Origin of the sequence: Pseudomonas sp. S49, from assembly GCF_009866785.1 — a bacterium.
In the GTDB taxonomy this organism is placed as follows: domain Bacteria; phylum Pseudomonadota; class Gammaproteobacteria; order Pseudomonadales; family Pseudomonadaceae; genus Aquipseudomonas.
Genome location: NZ_CP019432.1, coordinates 5366581 through 5379536, shown reverse-complemented (window position 1 = coordinate 5379536; position 12956 = coordinate 5366581). Strand labels below are relative to the sequence as shown.

The window sequence follows — 12956 nt, the reverse complement described above, 5'->3', positions numbered from 1 at the left end:
AGGGCAAAACAAAAGTTCAAAGATCGGGAGGCAAACGACTTGGCGGGCGGCTAACCCGACGAAAATTCGAATCTGAGAAATACATAAGTACCACCCACCGCCGAGAAAAAACGTCACCCTGATTCCGAATGCCCCGACACGATTTGTTACCTCGCTGTAGGACGCTGTGCCTCGAGCATTGCCACGCTGGCGGTTTGCGTCGGCTTGCATTGCGAGTCGCTGCCCGGTTGCAGATACGGCGTGAGAATCGGCGCCATGCCCTTGAGCACCTGTGTAGGCAGGGCCGAGGTGAACTTGAAGTTCTCCGCCGAACGCCCCGGAACGAACGCGGTGAGGGTGCCGAAATGGTGGTCGCCGATGTAGAACACGAAGGTCGCCGTGCGGTTGATCGACTTCGAACTGAGGATGCGTCCGCCCGAGCCAATGGCCTCGATGCGGTTGTCGCCGGTCCCGGTTTTGCCACCCATGGCCAGCGGGCTGCCATCGGCCAGTTTGAAACTGCCGGAAACACGTTTTGCCGTACCGGCATCGACCACTTGCGACAGCGCCTCGCGCATTGCTCTGGCCACTTCCACCGGCATCACTCGCTTGCCGACATGCGGGTCGTTGACCAGCTGCGTTTCGTACGGCGTGTCGGCGGCAAAGTGCAGGCTGTCGATGCGCAATGTCGGCATGCGCACGCCGTCATTGAGGATGGTGCCGATCAATTCGGCGAGTGCGGCGGGGCGATCGCCGGAGCTGCCAATGGCGGTGGCCAGCGACGGCACCAGGTGATCGAACGGATAACCGACTTTCTGCCAGCGCTGGTGAATATCGAGGAACGCCTCGATCTCGAGCATGGTGCGAATACGGCTGTCGCGGGCGCCCTTGTGCTTGCTTTTGAACAGCCAGCTGTAGACTTCCTGACGTTCGAAATGGCTGGCCTTGACGATCTCGCCGAAGGTCGCGTCAGGGTGGTGGAGCAGGTAGCCGATCATCCACAGGTCCAGCGGGTGCACCTTGGCGATAAAGCCTTGATCGGGCAAATCGTAACTGCCGGGGCCGTAGGAATCGTAGAGGCGGATCAGGCGATCGTCGGTGAGTTTTTCGCTGAGCTTGGCGCCTTTGAGGTGTGAGCGCACGAAGGTGTTGAAGTCTTCCTGACTGGCATCGGGCAACAAATAGCGATGCACGGCAGCCATGCGGATCGGCGTCGGACGCATGCTGTCGAGGAAGGTGTCGAGGCGCGCCTGGGTGTCTTTGTTTTTGTATTTTTTCCAGAACTTGAGCTGGAACGAGGTGCCTTCGCGGTCGGCGAAACTGGCCAGGTATTCCTGGCGACGCGGGTCGCGATCATCCTTGAGCAATTCGGCACTGTTGTTGGGGCCGGAATAGGTGGTGTAACGCACCAGATCGCGCATCAGGCGAATGAACGGCAGGTTGATCGACTCGCGCAGGGCATCGCGCAGGGTCGGTAGGCGGCCGTTGTCTTCCTTGCGAAAGTTGTGGAACGTGTGCAAGCCGCCGCCGGTGAAGAATGCCTCGCCGGGGCTCGCCGAGTATTTGCGATCGAGTGCGGCGCCGAGCAGCTTCGACAGGTCGTGATCCTTGTTTTGAATCAGGTAATCGATGACCCACTGGCTCAGGCGATCCTGATCGGGGACTTCGACTTTCTTCAACTCCGGCACGCTCATCGCCCCATACTTGTCGTGCAGTTCGGCGATGATTTGCAGGTAGGTGGTGAGCACACGCATTTTCGCCGTTGAGCCGAGTTCGAGTTTGCTGCCTTCGTTGATGTCGAAGGGCTGGTCGGTGCTGTCAGTCTGCACTCGCACCCGTGAGCCGTCCGGGGTCAGTTCGAAAAGGGTGAAGCTGTAGCGCACTTGCGTGGTACTGGTCGGCGTCAGCAAGCGTTCGCCGAGCAGGCCGATTTCAGCGGCATAGGCCGGGTCGGCAAGTTTTTTCAGGTACGCGGTGGCCTGGGTTTGCAGCTCGCCCTGAAGGGTACTCGTGGCTGACAGATCGAGGCGGTCGAGGTCGTACAGCGGCCGGTTGAGCATGCTCGCCAGACGACTGCGGGCGGCGCTGATGCCCTTGTTGGTTTCGATGGGCTGCATGGTCGGCTGGGTCTGCCAGTCGCGGTAGCTGACCTTGCTGGCAAGGGCGGCATCGGCCAATGCGCCATCGATCACCGCGTTCTGTTTGAGCAGACGCAAATGGCTGTCGGTGAGATCAGCGAGTTCCTCGCGGCCCTTGGTCAGATAATACGAAGGGCGGCGCTGGGCGATCATCAGCGACAACATCTCGCGCAGGGCCAGACCTTTGGCGGCCATGGTTTTCGGATCGGTCGCCGGGCTGTTCAACTGTTCGTTGGCCTGCTTGAAGTCGCTGCCGTACCAGACCCGCAACCCTTCCGCCATGCCATGCACTTCGCCATGCCCCGGCACCGCCGAGAGCGGCACGCTGTTGAGGTAGTCACGCACGATGTTCTGCCGTGCCCCCAAGGTCTGCGGGCCGGGCTGATAGGCGCGCACGCTGGCGGACATCATCTGCCGCAGTTTTTCCGCACCGGACACCGTCAGGCCATCCGGAGAGTGGCGGTACTTTTCCAGCTGCGTCGCCAGCGTGCTGCCGCCCGCAGACTGGCCGGGCAAGCGCAGCAATTTCGCCACTTGCGACCACGCCGCCATGCCGAAGCGCGGCCAGTCTACCGCCGGGTTGGCCAACGGTTGTTTCGGGTCGAGCAGGAAACGGTTTTCGATGAACAACAGGCTGCTGACTACCACGGGCGGAATAGCGGCGAAGTCGGCGTACAGTTGTTGCGGATAGTTGTACTTGTACAGCGGCGCGGCGCGGCAATCGGTGATCGACAGCCCGGCCTGGATCTTCTCCGAATACGGTACGAACAGGCCTTTGTCGGTGTAGCTGAGCAGGGCCGGCGAAAAACGCGTCTGCTCGGTCACGACGTAATTGCGTTTGAGCAAGCGCGGCAGGAATTCATCAAGGGAGCTGTAGCCCAGACGCAGATCGAATGGTCCATTGCCCGGATAGCGAATCGCTTCGCTGGGACCGGGTTCCAGATGGTAGGTCAGTGACGCCGCGTACTGGCTGAGCTCGCGTGACTGAAAGCGCGAGGTGCGCATTTCCTTGGACGCGGCCAGCCCCACCACGATCGCGATAATCACCAGCAACAACCAGAAAGCCTTCCACCCATGCCGATTGCGGCGGGTTTTTTCAGGGACAGGCGCTTCATCCACTCGTTCAGTCGGAACCACGGCTTTACTCGAATCGGTTTGCCACAAAGCGCCCATAGTCGATTGATCCATTCACGCAGATTGATCGGACTTGTCTGAAGCTTAGACGGTGGTTGGCGAGTGGCGAGGGAATTGTGCGGGCGCTGAGCATCGAAGCGCTGACGAGGCTCCAGCCCTCGATGAGTGGCGACGTTGCAGAGGTTGCCGCTCCAATAATCTGGACGGGTTGCTGGTGGTTAAAAACATGAGTGTTCTTATATTCAATGGTGAGTATGAAAGTTTACAAAAAACATAAGTGGATAAAGTTTTATGGTCTTGGGTTTTCTGGCTGTTTGCGCTTTCGCGCGCTTGAGGTTGATAGTTTGGCCTGTGAATCAGTGCGGGTTGTTTGAAGAGATGCTGGTTAAACTTTATATACAGTTGGTAAAACACTTAATTGGTAATGCTTGTCGACTGTTGTTTTGAGAATTTTGCATGTTTACTTTTTCCTTGTTTTAATTCACGAGGAGTAGTGTATGTCTGAGTCCAACGACTCTGTGTCGAATGTTGTTTCGGCGTCTGATAGTGAGACAAGTAATATTGAGTCCGTAAGACTTGAAGCCGAAAAGGTTTTGCCTTCCGCACTGGGTGATTTTGCCGGCGCTTTATCCTGGCAGATTCCTTTAAGTGTCGACCAAAAGAAGCAAGTACTGGAAGCTGTCCGGGTTTATATCGAGGGTCTTGATGACTTGCCACGGCCGGGTCAAGGACTGCTGGAACTTCTCAACATAGAGCAACCGCTCAGCCCCGAAACATTGCGCGATCCAGCCAAGGCAGTGGAAACCCTGATTGCCGGAGCTCGCGGCCAGGCACTGGGGCTGGCGGTGCAAACCCGCTTGAAAGGTTACGCCTCGGATGTCAGCGTCAACGACTACGCACTGGCCGCTGTTCAACTGCATCTTGATCCGCAGTCGATTGAAATCCATAAACGCAATAGCGTCGCGGGTTTCGATCTGGACAGTAAGCAACATTGGGGAAAACCGGTTACAGCAGTGTTCGACAAACTGCGCGAACATCTGATCAAAGAGCTCAGCAGCAACCCCGAAATGTCCGGTTTGGGCGCCTACATTTTGCTGGCGAAAAACGCTCCCGTGTTCCTGATCAAAAATACTCCTGCCGGCGTCAAGTACGGCGGCCCTGCATGGTTCAACCTGGCAGTTGCCGCAGCGACCATCGAAGCCCAGTCGCCGGGAAAGGTCGCAAACATGACGTTTGCCCAGGTCATGGTCTACGCCGAAAGTGCGGCGTTGCGCGATCCGGCGGTTGCGCAGTACGCCCAGACAATCACCTTGGCAGATTGGAGCGTCGTCCATGGTCTGATGAACAGGAAAGAGGTTGAAAGTTATACCGAAGCACAACTTCGCGAGTTGAAAGAAACGTTCAATAGCGAGTTGGCCGACCGACTCAACACGCCAATGCTGCTAAGCAGTGAGTTTCCCAATCGCGAGAAAATAGCCCGGGTCGCACTGGAGAAGAAGTTCGGCAAAGGCTTTCCAATTGAAGAGCGCGTCCTTGATAGCGACGCGAATTGGGCGGCAGCATCGGGCACCCCGGTAGCGAAAGGCAAACTGCATACACTGCTGGACGCGGCAATGATGCGTGGGGGGTTCAAATGGGATACCCGCGACCCGTTTCTGGTGCAACATCTTCACACCATCAACACGATGGACTTGCGTGTGCCAGAGACGTTCGATCATGAGTTTGAGACGACGCTGAATAACCTCAAAAAGGGTACTCAGATGAGCGTACGTCGTCTGATATCCGAGTTGCCGCTCGAAGACCGAGAGAACCTCGAGTATGGCAAGATCGATTTCTATCAGGACAAGACCATCAAGTTGGCTACGGATTTCTGGAACAGGAAAATTACCAACTCCAACCAGACTCTGACGTTGAGAGTCGAGCGAGGCATTGATAAAAAAGTCTCGGTGTATTGTATCGATCTGGGTGCGGCATCAATCACCAGGCGAGCGTCGGATCCTGCCATTTCTGAAGATCGGGTCGACGTGCATATCCCGAGCGTGTCGTATGGTGTGAGACTTTTCCAGCCTGCCAATAATAAACATGCCGAGCATCTGAAGCAGATATTTTCCTCGTCCGGGATTTTTCCCGTCCCCAGCAATTATTCCAGCAACAGATCTCACATCATTGCCGATGCTTTTGTCGAACATCTTGATTTCGACAATGAAGATATTCGCAAAGCGGCTGAAGGCCAGACCACGTGGGACAAAGAACTCGCGGTGCTGAATTCGCGCGTGCAGTTTCTACTCAACCTGATCCCCTTCAAATCGGCCGTCAGCAATTTTATCGACGGCAAATACGCAGATGGTGCAATTGATCTGTTCCTCGACGTATTGGGTTTCGTCACCGCTGGCGTGAGTGTCGCGGCAAAGTTGACAAAAGTGGCGGCCACGACAACCTCGGCACTTCGTCAAGCGCTCAAGGCCGCGAAAATCATTGGCGTGCTTGTCATTGGCGAACTCAACCCGCTGAGTGTACTGGTGGCAGGTGGGAAGCTTCTGGGGGCGGGGATCAAATATGTGGGGGTCAAAGGCTTGCAGCAGTTCGACAAGTTTCGAGATGCTGTGTTTGGGTACGACTTGCTGATTGGCGTCAGCAAACAGCACGGGCCGGCAGCGCTGGGCACCTTTAAAGTGGGTGAGCAAAGTATTGAGAGCGTGGGTGTATTGAAAGGCAGTAGCTGGCATCCATATAACACCCGGACCCAACGGCTGTATGGCGCACCGGGCAACTTTCGGCCCTCCGGATCTGGCGGGTTCGGCAACGCCGAGATGGGACGTTTCACTGTCAAATCCTCGGTCATTGCCGGTCTTGAAGCCAATGCCAGAGGTATTTTTCGAAGCACCGACGGGCAGAGCTTTTACATTCGTAACATTGATGGGACAGGCCAAGAGGCTTTTTACCAGATCAAAAATGATTTCTCCCTGAGCGCAGATCTGACGGATGTCATCCTTGTCGATCGCGTAACCAATCGGGCGCATGGCAGCCGGCTCTGGCAAGTGGCGCCAGATCAATGGCAGCCGGTGTCTCTGCGCGGCGGCGACCTTTCAGCAGGTGCGACGGAAATCCCGGCAGGCGCGATTGTTGATGAGAGCGCGAGTTTTGCAGCCCGGCTCGTGCACACATCCCGCAATGCACTGGGACTCGACTTGGTGTTTACGCGTGGGCGACTGCCCAACGGTTTGTGGGAGCCTGTCATTGAAACCATCAATAATCGTCAAACGGCGCACCTGCCTTTTGATTGGGGACAAAAGTCGACTACGCATTATTCGATCCAACGCACCAGCATTCATCAGGCGCTGTCAGCAACTGAATTCAGTCGATTGTCGGTCGTGGGGAGCTTGACGACGAACGCCTCTGAATATAGCGCCTCGATCAAAGCACAGTTAGCCAGAACAGACGGCGGTGCAAATTTCTTTTTTGTAATGGAGCGGATCCAGCCTGCGAACTCGGTCGGGAAGGAATTCAATGCATTGAAAATACATGACCTTGAAATCAACAAACTTCCTGTGGGCGCGAATGCCGTCAGTGGTTATTGGATGCCCCAGGGAGGCTACGTGGATATACCGGTTCATCCCGAATGGGGTCAACCGGATTATCTATTCACACCTGATTTCACTGGCTGTTCGTTGGTGGTCGACCAGTTGGATACTAATCTGCTACGGGTCAGGCACGTTGAAGGAGCAAAAGAATTCGCTCAGTACAATGGCCTTCCTGCGGGCGAGCATGGTTGGGGTCTTAGCACGTCCATGGAATTTCAGGATTATGGATTTCGCGTGGACGCAAACGGTAGGGCAGATTCGTTACTTACCGGATTTGCATTTATGAAGTACGACCGCCAGACGAGTGCCTGGAAACTGCACTTTCAGTCCGTCCAGGGGGGGCCCAGAATCGGTAAACACTCCTCAGCAGTGCCTGGATGGCGAACGCCGCCGGAGACGGTCGTGGAGGTGTACTCTGACTACAAAGTGATGAAAGTAGTGAACAGGCCAGTGATGACGATAGTCGGTGCGACGGCAGGCTGATGTGACGCTGCACCATCCTTGTGCAATACTCGCCGCCTTTTTTGGTGGCGAGTTTTCCTACATTTGCCAGTTGATCACCTCGGTCTGTTGGCAAATTCGCGACAACTCCCGCTGAATCTTGTGATTTATAGAGTGAAAAGACCTGCAGCAAGGTTTTTATACTGCACGCCCCGCTGATCTTTCAGGTCATCCTGCAAGACGTGTCGGCCCACGAGGCCGGCGCGGTTTCACAGCAGCCAAGGCTTATCGGCCGACGCTTCGATACTCGGTGGTCATATCCAATAACAAGACGAGGTTGTCCCCCTATGCCAACTGGCAATCACCTGCCTCACGGCGGTACCGCTCAGGGCGGTCCGCTCAAACGCGAACTCGGCGAACGGCATATTCGCCTGATGGCGCTCGGTGCCTGCATCGGCGTCGGTCTGTTTCTAGGTTCGGCCAAGGCCATTGAAATGGCCGGCCCGGCGATCATGCTTTCGTACATTCTGGGTGGTCTGGCGATCCTGGTGATCATGCGCGCCCTCGGCGAGATGGCCGTGCACAACCCGGTGGCCGGTTCGTTCAGCCGTTACGCACAAGACTACCTCGGCCCGCTGGCAGGCTTTCTCACTGGCTGGAACTACTGGTTCCTGTGGCTGGTGACTTGCGTCGCGGAAATCACCGCGGTGGCCGTGTACATGGGCATCTGGTTTCCCGATGTGCCGCGCTGGATCTGGGCCCTCGCGGCGTTGATCAGCATGGGCTCGATCAACCTGATCGCGGTGAAAGCCTTCGGTGAGTTCGAATTCTGGTTCGCGCTGATCAAGATCGTCACCATCATCGCCATGGTCATCGGCGGCATCGGCATCATCGCGTTCGGTTTCGGCAATGACGGCGTGGCCCTGGGGATCTCCAATCTGTGGGCCCATGGCGGTTTCATGCCCAATGGCGTGACCGGTGTGCTGATGTCCCTGCAAATGGTCATGTTCGCCTACCTCGGTGTCGAGATGATCGGCCTGACCGCCGGTGAAGCGAAGAATCCGCAAAAGACCATTCCTGATGCGATCGGCTCGGTGTTCTGGCGGATCCTGTTGTTCTACGTCGGCGCACTGTTCGTGATTCTGTCGATCTACCCGTGGAACGAGATCGGCACGCAGGGCAGTCCGTTCGTGATGACCTTTGAGCGTCTGGGCATCAAGACCGCCGCCGGCATCATCAACTTCGTGGTGATCACCGCCGCGCTGTCGTCGTGCAACGGCGGCATCTTCAGTACCGGGCGCATGCTCTACAGCCTGGCGCAGAACGGCCAGGCCCCGGCCGGTTTTGCCAAAACATCGAATAATGGTGTACCGCGTCGAGCGCTGTTGCTGTCGATTGCGGTGTTGCTCTTGGGCGTAATGCTCAACTATCTGGTGCCGGAGAAAGTCTTCGTCTGGGTGACCTCGATTGCCACCTTCGGTGCGATCTGGACCTGGGTGATGATCCTGCTGGCCCAGCTGAAATTCCGCAAAGGCCTGAGCGCCAGCGAACGTGCGGCACTGAAATACAAAATGTGGCTGTACCCGGTCAGCTCGTATTTTGCCCTCGCGTTTCTGGTGCTGGTGGTCGGACTGATGGCGTACTTCCCGGACACCCGCGTGGCGCTGTATGTGGGGCCGGCGTTCCTGGTGCTGCTGACCGTGTTGTTCTATGTGTTCAAGTTGCAACCGACCGGTGAAACGCAGGGTGCTGCGCGTTCGGCCTCTTAAGTCGTAGCTGCTGAAAAAACGAAGCCCCGGTCGAGAGATCGGGGTTTTTTATTGCCCATGCCGCGGATCGTCTCCAAAGCTGAGCCTCCTGCGCTAGCTCAGCAGCAGTTTGAAGGCCACTCGTCGGAAGTAGCCGCGCACCTGTAATTTCTGACAGTAGACCTGGTACCTGCCTTGGCCTAGGTTGAAGCTTCACCAAACGTGGCAAGAGCGGGGCACCGGCATGAAGGGATTCTCGGCATTGACGGTTATCGGAATCGCCGATGGATTGATCCATTGGCAGATCTTTTTCGTCCTGTGCACGGCTGCCGAACTGACCCAAGCCGCCAGCAATTTCGCGGCTTTCTGCGTAGCGGCCATGTTCTCGTTTTACGTGAACATGCTGTACACCTTTGACAGCCGAACGTCGGTGCTTGGTTATCTGCTGTTTATCGTGGTGATGGGCGCGCTCAGTTTTGCCATCGGTTCGATCGCCGATACGCGTGATCTGCCGGGATTGCTGACGGTGGCGGTGTTTACACTGCTGAATCTGTTGCTGGGGTACAGCTTTTTCAGGTTTGTATTGTTTCGCAGACAACGGCTATGAAGACTTTTGCGGCCGTTGCATTTGTCAGACGAGCCTTTACGCCAGTGCTCGTTGATCGATTCGCGCTCGCTATCGTTTTGATCCTCGCACTACTCGTACGGTTTTACGCTATTTCAGTACCCGCCATCTGGAACGATGAAGCCTATAGTCTGCTGCTTGCACGCGAAACACCGGAGCGCATCTGGGCGCTGACGGCACGGGATGTGCACCCACCGCTTTACTACATGCTGTTGCACTACTGGGTGTCGGTGTGGGGAGACTCGGCGTTGTCTGCCCGGGCGTTGAGTGCACTCGCGGATCTCGGCACTCTTTTACTGTGTATCAAGTTGATGAGCCTGATTGCAACGCGCAGGGCGACATGGATTGCTGCGCTGCTATTGGCGTTACTCCCGATTTCGGTGCGCTATAGCCAGGAAGTAAGGATGTACAGCTTGCTCGGGTGCTGGTTGATGGCTGCAACTGTTGCGTTGGTTTGTTGGGCGAGGGTTGCGGAGCAAGGCCGTTTTGGGGTGATCTACGTGCTCCTGATGAGCGCTGCTTTTTACACTCACTACTTCGCAGGTTTGTGTGTACTGGTGCATTGGTTGTTTTGGTGGCTGAGCCGGAATAACCGTCCCGGGATGGCGATTACCCTAGGGCAATGGCTACTTGCTAACCTGACTGTCGTGGTCCTGTATTTGCCTTGGGTACCTCATCTGATTGCTCAACTTGCGAATACGACGGGCTTGGGTTGGATCAAACCGGTGACGCTGCAGGAGGCGTTGTCGCTAGTCTGGCAGTTCACGCTGATGGGAAATGGGGCTTCTCAAGCATCGGCGTGGCATCTCCTGCCTCTGGCGCTTTTACTGTTCTGCGCCACAACAGTCATCGCGGACTACTCCCTAAAGCGACCTTTTCGTTTTTTGCCGATTGGTTATTTTTTTGTTCCGCTGACAACGCTCTATGTGTTTGCCTTATTCCTTCCGCTGTTCGTTCCTAGATATCTGGTTTTTTCGGCGCCCGCCATTGCGATGATTGCAGCGTTGGCACTTGACGGCATCTGGAGACGTCGAGCGTTGTTGGCGACTGTTGGTTTATTGCTTTTTGTTGTTGTGCAATTAAATGGTCTGACTGCGGTTTACCGGCAGACAGATGGCTTGAGTGGAACGAATTACCGCAGAGATACCGAGTTTGGTCAGTTGGTGAAGCGGCTCAATCAGAATGCCCTTCCAGGTGATGAGGTGATCATTGCTAACCCGTTCTGGTACCCGACATTCACTTATTACGACACCACTGGTATTGATCCCCGGTTTGAGGTGCGCTCATCGATTGACGATTACCTGAAGCTGACCGGTCGAGGTCTTTTGAGCCTGATCAAAGATCCCTTAGCGAGTATTTATATTGATGGGATAACGGTTTTGGATTGCCGCAGCCAAAGAGTCTGGTGGATCACAGATGCTGATTTGCATGCTGACAGGCCACAGTTCGCAAAGGATCGGACTCCCGTGTTGACGATTCACGGGGGAAACATTTCTGCGTATCTGTTTACTGCCGATTCGGTGCCGGCTTCAGCGCAGGCCAGCACCTATTGCACACTTAAGCCACGGCCACTTCCTGCGGCTCAAAACTGTCCGCCCGCGCCATCTGCCACATCCGCGAGTAAAACTCGCCGTTCACTTCCCCGGTGAGCAATTCCCCCGGTTTCAGGAACACATGCAGTTGCGAGAACAACTTGATCTCGGTCGCCGACATGCGCCGCACCAGATGCTTGGCCGACAGTTGTGATGGATGTTCCAGCCCGGCAGCGGCAAGCATTTCCGCCAGAGCCTTCAAGGTATTGCGGTGGAAGTTGAACACGCGCTGCGCCTTGTCCGGCACCACCAGCGCACGTTGGCGCAAAGCGTCCTGAGTGGCCACGCCGGTCGGGCATTTGTTGGTGTGGCAGCTTTGCGACTGGATGCAGCCGATGGCGAACATGAAGCCGCGTGCGGAGTTGGCCCAGTCGGCGCCGATGGCCAGCACGCTGGCGATGTCGAAGGCGCTGACAATCTTGCCGCTGGCGCCGAGTTTGATCTTGTCACGCAGGTTGAGGCCGACCAGGGTGTTGTGGACGAAGAGCAAGCCTTCGCGCATCGGCACACCGATGTGATCGGTGAACTCGACCGGTGCGGCGCCGGTGCCACCTTCCTTGCCATCGACGACGATGAAGTCCGGCAGGATGCCGGTTTCCAGCATGGCTTTGGCGATGCCCATGAACTCCCACGGATGGCCGAGGCAGAACTTGAAGCCCACCGGTTTGCCGCCGGACAGTTCACGCAGTTGCTGGATGAACTGCATCATTTCGATCGGCGTGGAAAACGCACTGTGACGTGACGGCGAGACGCAATCTTCGCCCATCAGGATGCCACGGGTTTCGGCGATTTCCTTGGTGACTTTGTGCTTGGGCAGTATGCCGCCGTGGCCGGGTTTGGCGCCCTGGCTCATCTTGATTTCGATCATCCGCACTTGCGGGTTCTGTGCCTGGGTGGCGAAGCGTTCCGGGTCGAAACGGCCGTCGCTGGTGCGGCAGCCGAAATAGCCGCTGCCCAGTTCCCAGGTCAGGTCGCCGCCGTGTTCGCGGTGATACGGGCTGATGCTGCCCTCACCGGTGTCGTGGGCGAAGTTGCCGAGTTTCGCGCCCTGGTTCAACGCGCGGATGGCGTTGGCGCTGAGCGAACCGAAGCTCATCGCCGAGATGTTGAACACCGAGGCCGAGTACGGCTGCGAGCACTGCGGGCCGCCGACGGTGACGCGGAAACTGCTCGGGTCGCTCAGCGGTGCCGGGCGCATCGAGTGGCCGATGAATTCGAATCCGGATTGATAGACATCGATCAGCGTGCCGAATGGTTTGTCGGCGGTTTCGTTTTTCGCTCGCGAATAGACCAGCGAACGCTGCGCGCGGGAGAAGGGCAGGGCATCGCTGTCGGACTCCAGCAAATACTGGCGGATCTCCGGGCGGATGCCTTCAACCAGATAGCGGATGTTGCCGAGGATCGGGTAATTGCGGCGCACGGCGTGCGGGCTCTGCAGCAGGTCGAACAGACCGATCAGGCTCAGCACGCCGGTGACGGCAGTGATCGGCCACAGCCAGTCGTGTTCGAGAAAAGGCAGGCTGGCGAGGGTGAAAATCACGCAGACGGCAAAGAAGGCGTAGCGGCTCAGGAGTGACAGGCTCATACGGTTTCCTTGGTTCGGACTCGGAATAATCAGCGAAGATTCAGGAATAAACACATTCCCCTGTAGGAGTGAGCCTGCTCGCGATAGCGGTATATCAGCTACAAATGATTTGGCTGACCCGACACCATCGCGA

General features: G+C 56.7%; 6 protein-coding genes. 4 read left to right on the top strand and 2 right to left on the bottom strand.

All coding sequences use genetic code 11. The features are described 5' to 3' along the window. Nucleotides 1-146: 146 nt before the first annotated feature. Complete coding sequence (locus tag PspS49_RS23620; RefSeq protein ID WP_160041677.1) at nt 147-3290, bottom strand: transglycosylase domain-containing protein; 3144 nt, start codon at nt 3288-3290, stop codon at nt 147-149. Nucleotides 3291-3748: 458 nt separating this feature from the next. On the opposite strand from PspS49_RS23620, the gene PspS49_RS23615 reads away from it, so the two are divergent. The 4 genes from PspS49_RS23615 (at nt 3749) to PspS49_RS23600 (ending at nt 11295) form a co-directional block, all read left to right on the top strand. After that, nucleotides 3749-7315: a hypothetical protein gene (locus PspS49_RS23615; protein WP_160041675.1), complete on the top strand. Its 3567-nt coding sequence runs from the start codon at nt 3749-3751 to the stop codon at nt 7313-7315. A gap of 305 nt (nt 7316-7620) precedes the next feature. Then, nucleotides 7621-9042 carry an amino acid permease gene (locus PspS49_RS23610; protein ID WP_127929625.1) on the top strand — a complete coding sequence of 474 codons (1422 nt, stop codon included), beginning with the start codon at nt 7621-7623 and terminating at the stop codon, nt 9040-9042. 223 nt (nt 9043-9265) lie between these two features. Further along, nucleotides 9266-9628, top strand: a complete 363-nt coding sequence (locus PspS49_RS23605; RefSeq protein ID WP_127929624.1) for a GtrA family protein — start codon at nt 9266-9268, stop codon at nt 9626-9628. Further along, a complete protein-coding gene (locus tag PspS49_RS23600; protein WP_150750426.1) occupies nt 9625-11295 on the top strand; it encodes a glycosyltransferase family 39 protein in 1671 nt (556 codons plus the stop codon). Before PspS49_RS23605 ends, PspS49_RS23600 begins: the two co-directional genes overlap by 4 nt. Here PspS49_RS23600 and PspS49_RS23595 read toward each other — a convergent pair. Next, complete coding sequence (locus tag PspS49_RS23595) at nt 11204-12823, bottom strand: FMN-binding glutamate synthase family protein (protein ID WP_160041673.1); 1620 nt, start codon at nt 12821-12823, stop codon at nt 11204-11206. The genes PspS49_RS23600 and PspS49_RS23595 overlap by 92 nt on opposite strands. Between the last annotated feature and the right edge of the window lie 133 nt (nt 12824-12956).